This is a genomic window from Prochlorococcus sp. MIT 1300, from assembly GCF_034092375.1.
In the GTDB taxonomy this organism is placed as follows: Bacteria; Cyanobacteriota; Cyanobacteriia; order PCC-6307; family Cyanobiaceae; genus MIT-1300.
On record NZ_CP139302.1, the window covers coordinates 1169562 to 1188761 of the forward strand.

At 40.6% G+C, this 19200-nt stretch carries 17 protein-coding genes; 13 read left to right on the forward strand and 4 right to left on the reverse strand.

Annotation, left to right across the window (positions count from 1 at the left end; translation table 11 throughout):
* Window positions 1–18: 18 nt before the first annotated feature.
* The 3 genes from queC to SOI83_RS06145 are packed head-to-tail and all read left to right on the forward strand — an operon-like array spanning window position 19 to window position 2877.
* Window positions 19–723, forward strand: a complete 705-nt coding sequence (queC, locus tag SOI83_RS06135) for a 7-cyano-7-deazaguanine synthase QueC (RefSeq protein WP_320675821.1) — start codon at window positions 19–21, stop codon at window positions 721–723.
* Window positions 695–2032 (forward strand): anthranilate synthase component I family protein, encoded by a 1338-nt coding sequence (locus SOI83_RS06140; protein WP_320675822.1) that lies wholly within the window; start codon window positions 695–697, stop codon window positions 2030–2032. The genes queC and SOI83_RS06140 overlap by 29 nt, the downstream gene beginning before the upstream one ends.
* The gene (locus SOI83_RS06145; protein WP_320675823.1) at window positions 2029–2877 is read left to right on the forward strand and encodes an aminotransferase class IV; all 849 of its coding nucleotides are present in this window, start codon (window positions 2029–2031) and stop codon (window positions 2875–2877) included. Before SOI83_RS06140 ends, SOI83_RS06145 begins: the two co-directional genes overlap by 4 nt.
* Here the strand turns inward: SOI83_RS06145 and cobA are convergent.
* Together cobA and SOI83_RS06155 are read right to left on the reverse strand one after the other, a co-directional pair.
* Window positions 2864–3649 carry a uroporphyrinogen-III C-methyltransferase gene (gene cobA, locus SOI83_RS06150; protein WP_320675824.1) on the reverse strand — a complete coding sequence of 262 codons (786 nt, stop codon included), beginning with the start codon at window positions 3647–3649 and terminating at the stop codon, window positions 2864–2866. The genes SOI83_RS06145 and cobA overlap by 14 nt on opposite strands.
* On the reverse strand, window positions 3646–4335 hold the full coding sequence (locus tag SOI83_RS06155; protein WP_320675825.1) for a DNA mismatch repair protein MutS: 690 nt from the start codon (window positions 4333–4335) through the stop codon (window positions 3646–3648). The genes cobA and SOI83_RS06155 overlap by 4 nt, the downstream gene beginning before the upstream one ends.
* A 376-nt stretch (window positions 4336–4711) precedes the next feature.
* On the opposite strand from SOI83_RS06155, the gene SOI83_RS06160 reads away from it, so the two are divergent.
* The 3 genes from SOI83_RS06160 to SOI83_RS06170 are packed head-to-tail and all read left to right on the forward strand — an operon-like array spanning window position 4712 to window position 7457.
* Window positions 4712–6334 (forward strand): ferredoxin--nitrite reductase, encoded by a 1623-nt coding sequence (locus SOI83_RS06160; RefSeq protein WP_320675826.1) that lies wholly within the window; start codon window positions 4712–4714, stop codon window positions 6332–6334.
* Window positions 6335–6372: 38 nt separating this feature from the next.
* Window positions 6373–6516, forward strand: a complete 144-nt coding sequence (locus SOI83_RS06165; RefSeq protein ID WP_320675827.1) for a ferredoxin--nitrite reductase — start codon at window positions 6373–6375, stop codon at window positions 6514–6516.
* A 50-nt stretch (window positions 6517–6566) separates the two neighbouring features.
* On the forward strand, window positions 6567–7457 hold the full coding sequence (locus SOI83_RS06170) for a formate/nitrite transporter family protein (protein WP_320677687.1): 891 nt from the start codon (window positions 6567–6569) through the stop codon (window positions 7455–7457).
* Here SOI83_RS06170 and SOI83_RS06175 read toward each other — a convergent pair.
* Window positions 7443–7799, reverse strand: coding sequence for a hypothetical protein (locus SOI83_RS06175; protein ID WP_320675828.1), 357 nt, complete (start codon window positions 7797–7799; stop codon window positions 7443–7445). The genes SOI83_RS06170 and SOI83_RS06175 overlap by 15 nt on opposite strands.
* 146 nt (window positions 7800–7945) lie before the next feature.
* Between SOI83_RS06175 and SOI83_RS06180 the strand changes: the two genes are divergently transcribed.
* From SOI83_RS06180 to SOI83_RS06205, 6 genes are all read left to right on the forward strand, one after another.
* Complete coding sequence (locus SOI83_RS06180) at window positions 7946–8674, forward strand: HEAT repeat domain-containing protein (protein ID WP_320675829.1); 729 nt, start codon at window positions 7946–7948, stop codon at window positions 8672–8674.
* A gap of 99 nt (window positions 8675–8773) precedes the next feature.
* A complete protein-coding gene (locus SOI83_RS06185) occupies window positions 8774–9829 on the forward strand; it encodes an anthranilate phosphoribosyltransferase family protein (RefSeq protein ID WP_320677688.1) in 1056 nt (351 codons plus the stop codon).
* 193 nt (window positions 9830–10022) lie between these two features.
* Window positions 10023–11306, forward strand: coding sequence for an MFS transporter (locus SOI83_RS06190; RefSeq protein WP_320675830.1), 1284 nt, complete (start codon window positions 10023–10025; stop codon window positions 11304–11306).
* A 32-nt stretch (window positions 11307–11338) separates the two neighbouring features.
* Window positions 11339–13477, forward strand: coding sequence for a polyphosphate kinase 1 (gene ppk1 / locus SOI83_RS06195; RefSeq protein ID WP_320675831.1), 2139 nt, complete (start codon window positions 11339–11341; stop codon window positions 13475–13477).
* A 199-nt stretch (window positions 13478–13676) separates the two neighbouring features.
* Window positions 13677–14711, forward strand: coding sequence for an RpoD/SigA family RNA polymerase sigma factor (locus SOI83_RS06200; RefSeq protein ID WP_320675832.1), 1035 nt, complete (start codon window positions 13677–13679; stop codon window positions 14709–14711).
* A gap of 10 nt (window positions 14712–14721) precedes the next feature.
* Window positions 14722–15375, forward strand: coding sequence for a dolichol kinase (locus SOI83_RS06205; RefSeq protein WP_320675833.1), 654 nt, complete (start codon window positions 14722–14724; stop codon window positions 15373–15375).
* Window positions 15376–15383: 8 nt separating this feature from the next.
* Here the strand turns inward: SOI83_RS06205 and SOI83_RS06210 are convergent, their stop codons facing one another.
* Complete coding sequence (locus SOI83_RS06210; RefSeq protein ID WP_320675834.1) at window positions 15384–16448, reverse strand: 3-deoxy-7-phosphoheptulonate synthase; 1065 nt, start codon at window positions 16446–16448, stop codon at window positions 15384–15386.
* A gap of 144 nt (window positions 16449–16592) precedes the next feature.
* Between SOI83_RS06210 and acnB the strand changes: the two genes are divergently transcribed.
* The gene (acnB, locus tag SOI83_RS06215; RefSeq protein ID WP_320675835.1) at window positions 16593–19199 is read left to right on the forward strand and encodes a bifunctional aconitate hydratase 2/2-methylisocitrate dehydratase; all 2607 of its coding nucleotides are present in this window, start codon (window positions 16593–16595) and stop codon (window positions 19197–19199) included.
* The last annotated feature ends 1 nt before the right edge of the window (window position 19200 follow it).

The following is a 19200-nucleotide window of genomic DNA, read 5'->3' on the forward strand; positions in this document are numbered from 1 at the left end:
AAATTGCACCATATTATTATGAATGAATTTAAAACTATTGCCTTGCTTTCAGGAGGTCTTGATTCAGCTACGGCAACTGCATTAGCAATTGAAGCGGGGCACATTGTCATAGGACTATCAATAGATTATGGCCAACGACACCGGAAAGAATTAGAAGCAGCTAAGAAATTAGCGAATGAACTAGAGATAAAAGAACATCATATAATTAAAGTAAATTTAGCTGCTTGGGGTGGTTCATCGCTCACAGATAAAAAACAAGCCTTACCTGTGGAAGGTGTGCAAAAACAGACTATTCCCAACACATATGTTCCTGGAAGAAACACAGTTTTTATTTCGATTGGCCTCAGCCTGGCAGAAGCAAAAGGAGCCAAACGTATTGTACTAGGAGTGAATGCAATTGACTATTCAGGTTATCCAGATTGTCGACCTGATTATCTAAATGCCTTTCAAAGTTTAGCAAACTTAGCAAATAAAGCAGGACGGGAGGGTAATGGAATAAAGCTTTGGGCGCCTTTGGTTAATTTAAACAAAGTTCAGATTATTCATGAGGCTATACGGCTAGGTGTACCACTGAAAGAAACCTGGAGTTGCTATAGCGACCATGAAACACCCTGTGGGATATGTGATAGTTGTAGAATCAGAGATGAGGCACTGCTAAAGGCTGGTAGAAAAGATCTTTGCAGCAATTGGTTCAATGATTACACCTCAAAAAAAATTATGTGACTGGAAGGAACCAATTTTAATAGTAAAAAAACTAAGAGAATTATGGGGTGAAGCTGGTTTAATTTGGCTAGACGGAGATGGAAGCAGACTTGGTAGATGGATAACATTGGCAGTTGATCCTCTACAACAAATTTGTTGCAGAGGCCTTCCTCAGTCTCCCAAAGCATCAAACCCTTTTGAAGCGCTACGAAATCTAGACCCAGGGCATTGGACAGGTTGGCTTAGTTACGAAGCTGCAGCATGGATAGAACCACAAGGTTTTTGGAAGCCAGATCAAATGGCAACACTCTGGATTGCAAGACATGATCCATTAATACGGCTAGATCTAGAAAAGCATCAATTATGGATCGAAGGTTACGATCTCAAACGATTAGAAGATATGGTCAATTGTATAGAGGCAATTAACTCAAAAGGTGAAGAAAGTAATACGGAGCGAAGAAGACTATTCACAAAACAATTAAGTGTCCCAATCACAGATTGGGAATGGAAAACCAAGAAAACGGACTACGCTATGGGAGTACAAAATATCAAAGAATTCATTGCAAATGGAGATATTTTCCAAGCAAATCTAAGTAGTTGCTGCACTACTTATATACCTAAGGACATACTCAATCTAGAAATCTTCCAAAAGCTACGGAAAAAATGTCCGGCCCCATTCGCAGGTCTGGTGGTAGCTGGAGGTGATGCAAAAGGTGAAGCAATAATCTCAGCGTCACCAGAACGTTTTATCAAAACGCTATCCAATGGTCAAATTGAAACGAGACCCATCAAAGGCACAAGACCAAGAAATCCAAATCCATTAATAGATGCAGATTTAGCGGCTGATTTAGTGTGCAGTCCAAAAGATCGTGCTGAAAACATCATGATAGTTGATTTACTACGTAACGACATAGGCAAAGTTTGCAAGCCAGGTTCTATTCATGTACCTCAACTTGTGGGATTAGAAAGTTATCCTCAAGTACATCACCTCACTTCTGTTGTTCAAGGTGAACTTAGAGAAAAGCAATCATGGGTTGACTTGTTAGAGGCTTGCTGGCCAGGAGGGTCCATAACTGGGACTCCTAAGCTACGAGCCTGTCAAAGACTCAGTGAACTGGAACCAACCTCACGCGGCCCTTACTGCGGATGTTTATTACGAGTCAATTGGGATGGGGAACTAGATAGCAGCATCATAATTAGATCACTAATACGTCAAGCAGATACCCTCAGAGCCCATGCAGGATGTGGCATAGTTGCCGAATCAGAGTCCCAAGCAGAAGCAGAAGAACTTAGCTGGAAACTACTACCAATGATGAAGGCGCTGCAATGATCAAAAAAGAAAATAAAAGTATTGCTTGGTTTGATAATCAATGGGATAAAATTGCGAACTTACAGTTTCCATTACAGGACCGCGGTCTTCACTTAGGGGATGGTATTTTTGAAACCATTCTTATACATCAAGGCTACCCACAACATCTACAATCACATATAAAACGCTGGGAAAAAAGTGCATTATTGCTAGGAATGGCAAATCCACCAGAAGCTGATTGGATAGAAGAACTAATCAATCAAGCAGTGCAACGTTGCAACGCCTCAGAAACTGATGCGGCTTTAAGAATTAATTGGAGTCGCGGTTGCTTAGAAACAAGGGGAATTAACATACCTATTACTTCTACACACCCCTCAACGCATCGCTTTTGGTTAGAGTTCAACTCCATTTCACCATCCTTTCAACCAATAACAACTCTAATTAGTAGGCATGAGCGTAGGAATCCATGGAGTAATTTAAGTCAATGCAAAACATTCGGCTATGGGCAATCCATTCAAGCTCGTCGAGAAGCTCAACTTGCAGGCTTTGATGATGCGTTACTACTATCAACAAACAATGAATTATGTTGTGGTAGTACGGCAAATATACTGATCTTTCGCGAAGGCAAATGGCTAACACCACACTTAAAAAGTGGATGCTTGCCAGGAGTAATGAGACAACAAGGTCTGAACAGAGGCTTATTTAAAGAGGCTGAATTAAGTGCAATTCCTCAAAGCAAAGATCAATGGGTACTTATAAATAGTTTAGGTTGCCACCCAATTCAAAAGTTAAATAATACACAGCTAGAAATCTTTCCCAAATCTTATGAGTTATGGCAATCACTACTCATGCCTAAAAGGCAATAGGCATTGTGACATTCGCAGGGGTTGGTGCAGCAGCTTCTATCTGAGTATCTACTACTCTTCCAACAACCACAATTGATGGAGATATAAAACCTTCTTCTTTGACCTTCCCAACCAACTCATCCAAAGAGCTCTTTAAATAACGCTGTCCTACCACTGTGCCTTGCTGAATAACTGCTGAAGGTGTCATTGGATCTAAGCCCCCAGTCAAAAGAGCGTCAACAATACTTTCTAAATTATGCAAGCCCATATATATCACTAAAGAATCAGAAGCATGAGCAAGAGCTTGCCAATTAACAGCGGGTCGTTTTTTATCAATTTCTTCATGACCAGTGACAAAAGTCACAGAACTACCAACCACTCGATGAGTTACTGGAATACCTAAATATGCTGGGGCAGCAATACCTGCAGTAACACCTGGAACAACCTCGACGTTGACGCCATGTCGACTCAAATATGCAGCCTCTTCTCCTCCGCGACCAAAAACGTAAGGATCTCCGCCCTTTAAACGCACTACACATTCATAACGACTAGCCAAGTCCAGAAGGATTGCGTTTGTTTTCGCCTGAGGAACTGAATGGTGACCCCTACGCTTTCCAACAAATTTAGAGTCACAAGAGTCAGGTACCAAACTCAGAATTTCGTTAGGGACCAGTGAGTCATATACAAGAGCATCACACTGTGATAGGAGGCGACTAGCTTTAAGTGTTAGCAAATCAGGGTCTCCAGGTCCTGCACCTACGAGGTAAACCTTTCCTAATTTCATCTGGTTCATGGTAATGCCATCAACAAATTGGCCAAGGAAACATACAAAAAGTCAATCTCTAACAAGGAAGATATACCATCAAATTCATTCATTGAATCTGCCATGTGATTTGGCGCTAATGCTAAAGGTATTGGATAATATTGTTTCTTAGTTAACAAGTCATAGGAATTCCAGTTCTCAAAAGGAATAATTTGAGTTTTTAAAAACTGCTTTAAAGAGCTTATATATCGATCACCCAGTCCTTGCCTAATAGGGTGATGGATCAAAGCTACAGATCCGTGACACACTTTACTAGTCAAAAACTCCAACAATAAACGGTTCCAGGAATACCAAGCACCCAAAAATGGCAACAAATTCACCTTGACTCCAAGGTGATGCAATCTATCCCTTATCAAAGGGACATCATGTCTTACATGATGTCCAGGGAGTAAAAATAACGGAATCAACCAAGCGGACTTGGAGCTAGTTATCGGCAAGGAATCCGCAGTTAAAGCCTCAACAACGACTGAAGACCCTCGACGCGACCTTAGTGAGCTCGCAAGATCCATCAAGCAAGACTCTACAAAGCCACCAGGACGCCCATGGACAATCAAATGCAAAGGCCTTGGTCTGTCAAAAATTGAATTCCGTAACAACGGCCACGGATCTTCGGCAGAGGAAACTGCTGTAGTCGTTTTAATTGTTTGAAAATTCACGGAACAATGGCATACAGAGGTAACAAAAGACAGCAGCCGAGAAAAAGGGCATTTACAGCGAATAGCTCAAATAGCAAAAGAGCAAGCCACACAAATAATTTATTTCAAAGAGACTTGGTTGCTATGGCCAGGGTTTGGAAGATGTTGAGACAAGGGGCTATTCGATGGATTGGAGAAGCTGGTCGACAATACTGAACCACACAAAAAGGGTGAAATTGATTTAAACCCCCATTCAATTACTTTTTTTGTATTGATAATTACATTTCTTTTGATCAATTTGCCAAAACGTAATTCTCGATACATTGGATGGCTTAGAAAAAGTGGTTAATAGTCATCGACATCACAACTAGGAACATTTTCAAAAAACTTTAATACGATGACTGAGGAATTCACACTTAAGCCTTATTTGCAAGGCAAGAAATTGAATAAGATTGAGCAAATGAAATCAATTAAAGATGGGTTGGAAATAGGCAAAGACATTGATAAATTTTCAAAAATCGGTTGGCAAGAAATGGATAAGACTGATTTAGAATTAAGGTTGAAGTGGTATGGGATGTTTTGGCGCCCAAAATCCCCGGGTCAATTCATGCTAAGGCTAAGAATTCCCAATGGAATCATCAATTCTACCCAACTAAATATTGTTGCCTCTATAGTTGCAAGATATGGTGAAAATGGCAGTTGTGATATAACAACAAGACAGAACCTTCAACTGCGAGGGGTTTTAATAAGTGACCTGCCAGAAATAATAAAGCGACTTAACGAAGCAGGTATTAGCACTATACAATCAGGTTTTGATAATCCAAGAAATGTTACTGGTAACCCTTTAGCGGGAGTTGACCCTGAAGAAATAATAGATACAAGACCTTATACAATTGAATTGCAGAACTATCTTACAAATAATGGAAAGGGTAATTCAGATTTTTCCAACCTTCCAAGAAAATGGAACACTGCTATAGCCGGTTCCCAAGACAATTTCCTTCTACACAATGACCTGATATTTCACCCTGTAAAGCATCAAGGCGAATTAGGATTTGGAGTGTGGGTTGGAGGGGTACTTTCTGCGCAGCTCAATGTATATGCTGTACCATTAAATGTTTGGATTAAAGCTAATCAAATATGCAAGCTAACTGGAGCTATTCTAGGTCTATGGCGTGATAATGGAGAAAGGGACAAACGCCCCAAAGGCCGATTCAGGTTTTACTTAGATAGTATTGGAATTGATGTATTTAGGAAACTACTAGAGAATAGATTTGGACCACTTATTGAAGACCCTGGTTCAGAGTTTAGCAAGGACACACGCTCATTATTTGGAATACATCCACAAAAACAGGCCGGTGAGTTTTACGCAGGGATACATGTTCCTGTTGGCAGGTTAACTGCTGAAGATCTTCAAGACCTTTCTACAGTTGCATATGAATATGGAAGCAGTGAAATTCGATTAACAGAAGACCAAAATATAATCTTCATCGGCATACAAAAAGCTTCACTCGAAAAATTTAAAGAGAATCACCTTTTAAAGCGATTCCCTCTAGCGCCACAAGCAATAGCTGCAGGAACCGTGTCTTGCACTGGAAATACCTATTGCAGTTTTGCACTAACCAATACTAAGGATGTAGCTTTCAAAGTTTCTAGCCAACTCGACAAGGAACTTGAGCTTCCTAAAGAAGTAAAAATTCACTGGACTGGATGTCCAAATAGTTGTGGACAAGCCTATATGGGAGGCATAGGTCTAACAGGCACAAAAGCAAAGAATAAACAAGGACAAATGGTAGAAGCATATCAAGTGACTGTAGGGGGCTCTCAAGGTAAAATTAAAAATATTGGTACAGTCCAACACAAATCTGTTCCCAAAGATGAAGTAAAAGCGGTCATAAAGCAAATACTAATAAGTGATTTCGGAGCCTCACCAAAAAAAACAAATAAGAAAAGAATTAGGAATTTAGTTTCTACTGTTCTTAATTATTTGTTTCAGAAGGATAAAAGCTGTTATATACAATAACAGCTTTTATCCTTCTTATATCGCTTAACTTTTTCATCATGACTAACACAACACAAAGCAAAGATCTATTTTCAAGGTTTGTAAATTGGTTGAGTGAATTAGGCAAAGAGAAACCTATTTCTAATAATGAAAATGGAGGACAAGATCCATTTTCAAAGTTAATGAACCGTATTAGCGGATAAAAATTTCCTCAACACAAAATCTGAAACTCATGAATCAAACAACTTCTCAAATGGACTATGTCCTGCCCAATGAACTAGTAGATGGGATGATTGCCGCAGGAGGCAAAAAGGCAACAGTCAGTGCTAAGAATCTCTTAGTTCGAGGATTCTATTCTGGTGCGATTCTTGGGCTAGCAACTTGCTTAGCAATTACTGTAGGTATACAGTCTAAAATGCCTTTTCTTGGATCATTTCTATTTCCTTTTGGGTTTGCAAGTATAGTTCTTTTTGGGATGGAGCTAGTAACAGGAAACTTTGCCCTTTTGCCAATGGCAACATGGGCCGGTAAAAGCACTTGGAGATCTACATTTAGGAATTGGACATGGGTATGGATTGGGAATTTTATAGGTACATTACTCGTAGCTATTTTATTATCAATTAGTCTCACAAGTGCTGGAACAGTAGAGCCATTGGCGGCTTCAGATGGTGGCAAAGGGTGGGCTTTGATTGCAGCCAAAATAATCTCAATTAATAAGGCTAATGTTTTAGTCAAATACGAAGCTCTTGGAAGTACTGGATTCTTTCTTGCATTTCTAAGAGGAGTCATCGCAAACTGGCTGGTATGTTTAGGCGTAACGATGGCGCTTGTTAGTAAAAGCGTGCCAGGCAAAATACTTGCTTGTTGGTTGCCAATCACTGCTTTCCAGACTATGGGAATGGAACATATAGTTGTTAATATGTTCTTGCATACTGCGGGCCCACTTCTTGGATCTGGTGTTCCTTTTACAAAAGTAATCTTTTGGAATTTCCTACCAGTTACCATAGGCAATATCGTTGGAGGAATGGTATTTATTGGCATGCTCTTCTATAGCACCCATAGAACCAAGATGTCTAACGTGCTCCCAAGTATTCACGATGAAAAACTTGAACGTGAACTCGCTGCAGAACTAGGCGCCAGATGATTTAATTAGGGAATTCCCAGAAGAATATTTTCTTCTGGGAATTCCGCCCCTAAACGTGATAAATAGTTCATCAGCCTCACACATAGATTGATTATCTTCATGAAAACTACATTTATACATCAAATTAATAATCCTTTTCTCGTCAATTTTTCGATCTGCTACTTCTCGCCAGAGACGGTTGGTCAACTCATCATCAGCGAGGCAGAACTGCGCATGAACAAGCTGTCTAGCAAGATCAAATATCATTTCTTGTTCAGACGTAAGGCCAACTTCTAAAAACTTGCCAGGCGATTTGCCCTGGTAACGCAATTCTGACTTATTAGATATAAGGTCTCTAATCATGAATTCTGTATGCAGGGTATGACTATGTCTAGATCCTATGCCAGGCCTGTCTTTCTAAATTAATAAAAATTCAATAATTATGCCCTTTAATGTTAAGCTTAAGGATAAGGGTATTCACTATTACAAAGCCAATCTCTTTCTAAACAATGACAGGCATTGAATCAGAGATCTGGGAAAGACTTTGCAATACTAAGATAATTCCAATAGAAGTTACCTGGCTTGCTGATAAATACTCTCCAACACTATCCAAAGAACTAAAAATTGCAATATGTGAACAGCTGGGCATGAAATCGCAAGAAGGCTGGAAGGCAATAAAAAATCTAATTAAAAAATATGGAAAACAACCTGAACTAATTCTTGCCAGTGGGCTTTGTCATCAGGATGAAGCCAAAGAACTTCTTCTCAACACTATAAAAGAAGAGGATGGAAAGTTTAATATAACAACAATTAGGGCACTTAACTGCTGGGGCGCAGAACTGCCAATAAGCTTGCTAAAGCAAATTCTTGAATCTCTAGAACAAGAAATTAGACTTGCAGGAATTGATTTGCTAAAGTTTAAATTACATACACTTAGTGAAAAAGAAATTTTAGAATTAACCAAAAACCTGCTTATTGACATACGTGATCCAATATTAGTTGCGACTATCAGGGTATTACAACGCCGAGACGAAGAATCTATTAGCGAAAAGCTAAGAATTTTAGTTGAAGAGGGTTCTGATGTTGTTGCTAAATCAGCGTTAATTGCTTTAGGTTCAATAGGGACCCATAAAAGTTATGAAATTCTTACTTGCCTATTTAAAACACTACCTCCAGGGATTAAAAGGGATCTAACCAACAAACAACTCAAGAGCCAATATAGATTTGCAAATACTTAGGTTATCAAGATAAAACCATGATCTAAGCAACACATCTTAGATATAATACAAACAATTATTTAAATAGCAGGGCAATTACCAGTGACTTTCGATATCCATATGGAAGAAGCTATCGAAAAGCGCTTCAAAAATTATCTCCGCAAAATAGCAAGTGGTGAAAAAACAAGTCGAGGACTGAGTAGAGAAGAGTCTGCAGATGCTTTAAAAGCAATTCTTACTGGCAAAGCAAGTCCAGCTCAAATAGGAGCATTCTTCATTGCTCATCGTATTCGCCGACCGGAACCACAAGAACTTGCTGGAATGCTTGATACTTACCTATCACTTGGCCCAAAGCTTAAATCAGTGAATAATCAAAGAGCTCCCATTTGTTTTGGGATGCCTTTCGATGGACGTAAAAGAACCACACCAATCTATCCATTGACAACCCTTGTATTACTAAGCGCAAATCAGCCAATTGTGTTACAAGGTGGAGGAAAAATGCCAATTAAATATGGAATAACTACATCTGAGCTTTTCAAGAGTCTTAGTCTAAATGTCACAGGATCAACAATCCATCAAGTTCAAACTGGGTTCGATAAGAATGGGTTGGCAATTATTCACCAACCAGACCATTTCAAATTAGCCGAAGGAATAATCAATTATCGAGATGAAATAGGCAAACGTCCACCTATAGCAAGTATGGAACTAATCTGGACAGCTCACCAAGGAAAGCATATTTTGATTAGTGGCTATGTACATCCACCTACTGAAGCAAGAGCCTGGAAAGCGCTTGATATTATTGGAGAAAACAATATTATAACTATAAAAGGTTTAGAAGGAAGTATAGATTTACCCACAAGTCGTGCATGTATTACAGCTCGCGTTCAGAACAAAAATATTGAAAGATTGATCTTGCACCCTCGAGATTACAATTGCCACTCAAGTGACATTGAATGGAAAAGTGTACCAGAATGGAGTGCACACGCATTGCAAGCACTTGAGAATAAAGGCCCTTTAAAAACAGCTCTTTATTGGAATGCAGGCGTATACCTATGGTTTTCTGGGTTAACAAAGACTTTAAAAGAAGGCATCGAACTTACAGAGTCTCTTCTCTCTTCTGGAGAAACATTGAAGAAGCTCAGTGAACTAATTAAATGGGAAAACTTGAGACAGTAATCTATAGCATAAAATTTGATTGGTTTTGTCACACCTAAGGCCAAAGAACAAGTGTCCAACTCAATCCGTTTCTAAAAGGTTCCTGAAACATTCAAAAAAATTGATATTAAAACACTAGAAGCTATATGGATAGTGATTTGACTGAGCCTACGTAAAGTATTTGAATGAAGTATTTGAGATGGTGAGATCGAACATGACTCAATTGAAAATGCGTAGATTTAAAGCTCCAGTACTTCTGTGTGCATTCATAACATTGTTGAACGACAGGTTAAGTGAAACAATCCTCCTTCCGCTTTTACCCAAACTCAAACAACTTTTTGACTTCAGCGCAACAAATCTAGGACTGCTTGCAGGCACTTATGCGTTAGCCCAATTTGCAGTAGCACCACTTATAGGTGCATTAAGCGACCGGTATGGTCGCAAACCCATAATGACAATCTGCGTTGGCGGATCAGTCATAGGGCTAGGGCTTTTTAGTTTGACAGTCGGATTGAATTGGAACTCTCTACTCCCAGATTGGAAAAATCTCACATCATTACTACTCGGTTTATTGTTTCTATCAAGAATTATTGATGGTGCAAGCGGAGGAACCGTAGCTAGTGCAACTGCTGTTCTTGCTGATATTTCTACTCCTGAGAAAAGAGCAAAAGCATTTGGCCTCATAGGCGTTGCATTTGGCCTTGGTTTTGTAATTGGACCTTTCCTTGGCGGGCTGCTAACAGAAGTGAACTTCACATTGCCCGCTTTGACTGCGACAGCATTTGCACTAGTCAATCTTTTTTTAGTCATATTTCTACTGCCTGAAACACATTTACCCTCTAAGCGAATTTCTATTCCAAGCAAGGCCGCACTAAATCCAATCACTCAATTGATTCGAGTATTCACAAACCCTATAGTTCGTCGTCTTTGCACAGCATTCTTTCTCTTCTTTATGGCCTTCAATGGTCTAACTTCAATGCTCCTCCTATATCTTGAAGAGGTTTTTTCATGGCAAGGTTTCCTTCCTGGCCTGAGCTTGGCTGTGGTAGGTCTTGTCGCAATGATTATTCAAGGTTTACTTATAGGTCCCTTGGTCAAAAACTATGGTGAATATCGACTCACTCTTGCAGGTATAGGATTCGTAATTATTGGCTGCATCTTACTAATCCTGGCCAACTCGGAAAACTCAATACCAATGGTATTTACTGCATTACCTTTACTTGCTGTCGGAACAGGCCTTGTAGTTCCTTCTCTAAGGTCATTAGTCTCTAGAAGACTTGACGATTCTGGTCAAGGAGCAGTTTTAGGTAGCCTTCAAGGTCTTCAGAGTCTAGGCACATTTTTAGGAGCTGCTGCAGCTGGCTTCTCATATGAGCAAATAGGGCCTCGCAGCCCCTTCATTATTGGTATTGTGGTGATCATTACTGTTGGCCTCTTAGTCGCAGGGGGCTATCCAGGTTCTAAGAAAAAATCCATAGTCAACCTACCTAATTGCTAGATTGCGATATAGAGTCGCCAAGTTGGTATTCAATGACTCAGGGACAAAACAAACGCCATCTCTATATCAACCGGGAATTGAGTTGGATATCTTTTAACGAAAGAGTACTGGCCAAAGCGCTAGATCCATCAACTCCTCTTCTAGAGCAAGCAAAATTCAGCGCAATATTTAGCAATAACTTAGACGAATTTTTTATGGTTCGCGTTGCCTCTCTTAAATCACAGGTGGAAGCGGGTATCACGAAAAAAAGTGAAGACGGACAAACACCACAAGAACAACTAACAAAGATTCGAACACATATCGAACCTCTACTAGCAAAGCAACAAGCTCACTACAAAAAGTCTCTACGAAAAAAACTTAGCGAACAAGAGATTCATCTGCTCAACTATGAAGATCTAAACAAAAGACAAAAAACTTGGGTAGATAACTACTTTCAAACAGCAATTTTCCCCGTACTGACTCCTCTAGCAGTAGACCATGCTCATCCATTCCCATTTATTAGCAACCTGAGCTTAAACGTGGCAGCTTTAATAAGTGACCCATCAACCAATCAAAAGCAATTTGCCCGAGTCAAGGTCCCTAAAAAGACCATATCGAGATTAATCACTATTCCAACTGAGCTCAGCGAGCAAAATCCTTATCCAAGGCATACATCAATTCCCTTAGAGCAATTGGTGGCTTTTAACTTAAAGCATTTATTCCCAGGGATGAAGATCGAAGAGCATTATTTTTTTCGTGTGACTAGAGACGCCGACCTCGAGCTTAGAGATCTTGAAGCAGATGATTTAATGAGTGCACTTGAAGAGGGACTACGTAAACGTCGAATAGGTGGAGAGATAGTTCGCCTTGAAGTCTCCCAAGAAATGCCTGCAACCGTCATAGAGATGCTACTAAACGGCATGGGAGTCGAGAAAGAAGATTTATATCGTATTGAAGGTCTCCTCGGTTTAGATGAATTATTTGAACTCATGAAAATTGAAAATGCCGAACTAAAAGATCAACCTCACAATGGCCTCACCCCTAAATCTTTGCGACATAGCCAACAGGGTTGTCTAGAAGACGGTTCCTTAAAACAAGAAAAATTCAAAGACATTTTTACCGTGATTCGCAGTAAAGACCTACTGCTTCATCATCCCTATGACTTATTCGCAACTTCAGTAGAAGAGTTCATTAATCAATCCGCGGAAGACCCACTAGTAATGGGTATCAAGATGACTCTCTACCGCATCTCAAAAGATTCTCCAATAATCTCAGCACTAATACGTGCCGCCGAAAATGGAAAACAAGTTATGGCTTTAGTAGAGCTGAAAGCTCGTTTTGATGAAGACAATAATATTCAATGGGCCAAGCATCTTGAGCAATCCGGTGTCCACGTTGTCTATGGTGTTTTAGGGCTCAAGACACACACCAAAATCGCTTTAGTAGTACGCAAAGAAAAATCTAGACTACGCAGTTACGTACATATTGGAACAGGAAACTACAACTCAAAAACGTCAAAGTTATACACAGACCTAGGCCTCTTGTCTGCCAACCCTGAAATTGGTCAAGATTTAGTCGAGTTATTTAATTACCTCACTGGTTTTTCAAAACAGCAAACATTTCGAAAATTACTAGTGGCACCCGTAACTTTAAGGACAGGCATGGAAGATCTGATCCGTCGAGAGATTCATCATGCACAGATAGGCCGAGTTGCACAAATTCGCGCCAAAATGAACTCACTAGTAGACCCTGCAATTGTCCAACTTCTCTATGAAGCATCACAAGCTGGAGTCAAAATTGAATTAATCGTACGAGGAATGTGCTGCCTAATGCCAGGCAAACCAGGTCTCAGTGAAAATATAACTGTTATCAGTATTATTGGCCGATTTCTTGAACACTCACGTATTTTCTGGTTTGCGAATGATGGTAAGCCTGAAGCCTACATAGGTAGTGCTGATTGGATGCGACGCAATTTGGATAGACGTGTAGAAGCAATTACACCAATAGAAAGCCCAGCATTAAGAAAACAACTCGAGGTACTGCTTGAAATATATCTTCAAGACAACATAGAAGCATGGGAAATGCAAAGCGATGGTGGCTTTATAAAACGACAACCTAAAGGCCACCAAAATTGTGCACAAAGTCGATTAATCGATGAATGGCACAAAGCGCTGCAGATGGCAGAATCATAAGATGTTGAACCAATCAAGGCCTAAGTTCCCATAGAAAGTGCAAACAATACGTTTGCGTCAAAACTGTATTTTTTACCTATGCGTTGAACTAATTATGTCTCAAAAGCCTAGGTTTACTGAAAGATTTCCAATTCCATAGGTCTAGAGAGCTATAAAACTGCTAAATTCCGGCCAAATCTAATAATAGGAGGCCAGGGTGATGGGGATCCCTCTGGAATCTACGCAGGACAATTGTTCTGTAAAAAAAGCGGAGGTGTCATTGCCATCTCCGCCTGCTACATCTAAAGGATGTAGTGACAAAACCACACGAAGTGGACAGCCGGCACGCAACAATCAACGACAAGGTGGCCGTCTAGGGACAGACGCAATTGGTTTCTATCTCAGCAGCATTGGACGCATTCCACTCCTAACAGCTGCAGAAGAAATAGAACTAGCTCACCACGTCCAAGCAATGAAGGAATTGCTTGAAATACCTAAGGATGAACAAACGCCTCGTCAACGTCACAAAATCAAAATGGGCAAAAGAGCCCGAGACAGGATGATGGCCGCGAACCTACGGTTAGTAGTTAGTGTAGCCAAAAAATACCAAAACCAAGGCCTAGAACTACTTGATCTTGTACAAGAAGGAGCTATTGGGCTGGAGCGTGCTGTAGACAAATTCGATCCCGCTATGGGCTACAAATTTTCTACATACGCCTACTGGTGGATTAGGCAAGGAATGACACGTGCTATCGACAACAGTGCACGGACAATTCGTCTCCCTATTCATATAAGCGAAAAACTCTCAAAAATGCGTCGTATTTCCAGAGAGCTTTCCCACAGATTTGGCCGTCAACCAAATCGTCTAGAATTAGCTCATGCTATGGGCGTAGACCCAGAAGATATAGAAGATTTAGTAACCCAAAGTGCTCCATGTGCTTCTCTTGATGCACATGCTCGCGGCGAAGAAGATCGAAGCACACTAGGTGAGCTAATACCAGATCCAAATGGTACAGAGCCAATGGAAGGGATGGATAGAAGCATCCAAAAAGAACACTTAGGAAGTTGGCTTTCTCAACTCAATGAACGTGAACAAAAAATCTTAAGACTACGTTTTGGTCTCGACGGAGAAGAGCCATTGACACTTGCAGAAATTGGTAGACAAATTAATGTCTCCCGAGAGAGAGTACGCCAACTAGAAGCCAAGGCGATTCTCAAACTCCGTGTAATGACCAATCATCAACAGGCTGCCTAGAAGATTTAGATTGCAGTACGTCTACCCACTTTGTGTCATTGGAATATGGATAACCATTGTGGTATGCATTGCGCAAATATCTAAGATTTTTTGGCCCAATCAAAATGAACTAAGTCGAAAAATTGTTCATATTGGCACTGGACCTGTCGTTCCTCTAGCCTGGTGGCTAGCAATACCTTATTTCATTGTAATACCAGCAGCAAGTTTGATTAGCTTGGCTCTATTAGCAAATTTTCGTTGGCGCTTTCTACCTGTTTTTGAAGCTGTTCACCGACAAAGCTTTGGAACCATTGCATATGGACTATCTATCACCTGCTTATGCATAATCTTTTGGGAAAACAGTCCTGAAGCAGTAACTGCAGGGGTTTTAACAATGTCATTAGGCGATGGATTGGCTGGTTTAATTGGTAAAAATATTCAATCCAATAGTTGGATGATCTGGGGTCAGAAAAAATCATTCGCTGGGACTCTGACAATGGGCATAGTTACATTAGGCTTGCTAACGATCCTTTCGATATTGATTAATGGCCATTTTCACCCAATAAAAATAATAATCACTACCTTGATTGTTGTTGCTTTAGAACAACTTAGCAAATGGGGTATAGACAACCTAACAGTACCAATAAGTGTTGCTTTGTTCTGGGGGTGGCTGGCGACAGCCTAAAAGTTAATTCACCTTTTCTTTGCCTTAAGCATTTTGACGGCGTCTGCTAAATTTTCAAGTAATTTAGCGGTAGTGCCAATATCAATACAAGCATCAGTAATACTTTGCCCATACACAAGAGAAGACAAATCACTAGATAATTTTTGGTTACCTTCAACTAAATGACTTTCCAACATCACACCCATTACATGAGTAGAGTCTTGGCGAACCTGATTTGCTATTTCATTTAAAACATCAGACTGGCGTCTAAAATCTTTATCAGAATTTCCATGACTACAATCAACCATCAAACGATCACAAAGATGGGCTTTTCGCAAATCCCTAACTACTCCCTGAATGGCTTCTAGATGATAATTACTGCCGGCTTTGCCGCCTCGTAACACAAGGTGTCCGTCAGGGTTACCAGTAGTACTAACAATCGAAGCATGGCCTTCTCGATTAATTCCCAAAAAGTGATGTGGCCTAGAAGCAGCCTCCATAGCATTAATAGCAATCGTTGCAGTTCCATCCGTTCCATTCTTATAACCAATAGGCATTGATAAGCCTGATGCCATTTCTCTATGGGTCTGACTTTCAGTGGTTCTTGCACCGATAGCAGTCCAAGCAATCAAATCAGCAATATATTGAGGAACTACTGGATCCAGCAATTCTGTAGCAGCTGGCATACCACTACGTCCCAAATCCAACAACAAGGCTCGAGCGGAGCGCAAACCAGTATTTATGTCATATGAACCATCTAGATGCGGATCATTAATTAAGCCTTTCCAGCCAACAGTAGTTCGTGGTTTCTCAAAATAAACCCGCATCACAATCTCTAATTCAGCCGCAAAGCGCTCACGCAAAGGTGCTAGGTGACTCGCATAATCTTTTGCTGCTTCCACATCATGAACAGAGCAAGGCCCTACGATTACTAACAAACGAGAGTCTTGACCCTGCAGTATTAATTGAATACGTTTACGACTCTCTGAAACAGTGTTAAGAGTCACTGGGTCTATAGGTAAATCCTTATGAAGCAATGCAGGTGGTACCAAAGGCCGGGTATCCACCACATGAAGATCAGCAGTGGTGGTCATTTCATGCAAATTCATAACTTACCAAGCAAGGAGAGCTGCAAGCGGTAAGCACCCCTCACTATCATTTCAACATTGATTTCAACCAAATGGGACCCACGATAAACAAGAATAGGAAATAAAGAAGAACTAAAAGGGTTCACCACAATGCTGAGTGCCTATCGCGAACTGGCTGCCGAGCGTAATGCTCTAGGGATACCAGCCCTTCCTCTCTCTGCCGAGCAAACTCAGGAGCTTACGGAATTACTTGAAAATCCCCCAGCTGGTGAGGACAAAACTCTTTTACATTTGTTGCAAGAACGGATTCCACCAGGTGTAGACGAAGCTGCATACGTAAAAGCCACATGGCTCAGCTCAGTTGCACAGAGAAGCACTATTTCACCTTTGGTTTCACCCTTAGACGCAACTCATTTATTAGGCACCATGGTAGGTGGTTATAACGTTTCGGCTTTACTTGAACTACTCTCCAACAAAGATGAAGCAATAGCAAATAATGCCGCAAAAGAGTTAAGTCAAATCCTGCTGGTATATGACGCAGTTAATGATGTATTGGAGCTGGCAAAAACCAATCCTTTTGCAAAAAAAGTAATTACTAGCTGGGCTGATGGAGAATGGTTTACCTCAAAAGCATCGTTGCCACAAGAAATTACAGTAACTATTTTTAAAGTTACTGGAGAAACAAATACTGATGATTTATCTCCCGCAACTCATGCCACCACAAGACCAGACATCCCATTACATGCCTTAGCAATGCTCGAAACTAGAGACCCTAGTGCTCTTGCAACTATATACGAAAACAAGAAGAAAGGTCATCCAATTGCATATGTTGGTGATGTAGTGGGTACAGGAAGTTCGCGGAAATCAGCTATAAATTCTGTCCTATGGCATATAGGAAATGACATCCCGTATGTGCCAAATAAACGTGCAGGTGGAATAATTTTAGGAGGAAAAATTGCACCGATATTTTTTAATACTGCAGAGGACTCTGGCACCCTTCCAATCGAATGTGATGTCAGCCAACTTGAAACTGGAGATGTAATTAAGATCTACCCATATGAAGGAGTTATTAAAAAGGCAGAAATTGAGACGTCTAATTACTCCGATCAACCATTAACAAAGTTTGAGCTCAAACCAGCCACAATTCACGACGAAGTACAGGCAGGAGGCCGCATTCCATTAATGATTGGAAGAGCATTAACCGACAAAGTCAGGAAAAAGCTGGGGCTAGAGCCATCCAATCTCTTCATACGGCCAAGTGAGAAATTAGAAACCCACCATGGTTTTACCCAAGCCCAAAAAATGGTCGGTAGAGCTTGTGGCCTTATTGGAGTAACTCCAGGAACAAGCTGTGAACCTGTCATGACAACTGTTGGGAGCCAAGACACAACAGGTCCGATGACTAGAGATGAAATGAAGGAGCTGGCTTGCCTTGGCTTCTCAGCAGACCTAGTAATGCAAAGCTTTTGCCATACAGCCGCTTATCCAAAGCCAATAGATCTAAAAACTCAAAAAGAATTACCTGATTTTTTCTCAGAACGCGGAGGAGTAGCTCTTCGTCCAGGAGACGGAATTATTCATAGCTGGTTAAATCGAATGCTTCTCCCAGATACTGTAGGAACAGGTGGCGATAGTCACACTCGGTTCCCACTCGGCATCTCATTCCCAGGTGGCTCAGGAATAGTAGCCTTTGCAGCAGCTATTGGCTCAATGCCTTTAGACATGCCTGAGTCGGTATTAGTGAGATTCAAAGGCTCACTGCAATCAGGAATAACCCTAAGAGACATAGTCAATGCAATCCCTTGGGTCGCAATTCAACAAGGACTCTTAACCATAGAAAAATCAAACAAAATCAATGTATTTAATGGAAAAATTATGGAAATAGAAGGATTGCCAGATTTAAAGCTAGAACAAGCTTTTGAACTAACAGATGCTAGTGCAGAAAGATCATGTGCTGGTTGTTCTATCAAGCTCTCTGAAGAAACGGTCGCAGAATATTTGAAAAGCAATGTGGCTTTAATGCAAAATATGATTTTCCGTGGCTACCAGGATGCTCGTACCCTGCGACGACGAATTGAAGAAATGCAAAACTGGCTAAAAGAGCCAAAGCTTTTGAGTGCAGACCCAGACGCAACATATGCGGAAATCTTAAACATCGACCTAAGTGAAATTAAAGAGCCTGTTTTGGCATGTCCCAATGATCCTGACAATGTAAAGCTACTCAGCGAAGTAGCTAATGAATCTATTCAAGAAGTTTTTATAGGGTCTTGCATGACGAACATTGGGCACTACAGGGCTGCTGCAAAAATCCTTGAAGGAGAAGGCAGAATTAAAACTAGATTATGGGTTTGCCCACCTACTCGTATGGACGAAGAAATACTCAAAAAAGAAGGATTTTACGAGATTTTTGAAGCTGCTGGTAGTCGCATGGAAATGCCTGGATGTTCACTTTGCATGGGAAACCAGGCACGAGTAGAAGACAACACTACTGTCTTCTCTACGAGTACACGCAACTTCAATAATCGACTAGGTAAAGGCGCTCAAGTCTATTTAGGGAGTGCAGAATTAGCTGCCGTCTGTGCACTACTAGGCAAAATCCCGACCACTGCAGAATACCTTGCAATTGCAGGGGAAAAAATTACTCCTTATGCAAAAGATTTATACCGATATCTCAACTTTGATCAAATTTCAGGGTTTGAAGAAGAAAGTCGAGCAACTAACAAAGCAAATGAACAAGCTCTTTCCTCAAGCAAATAAC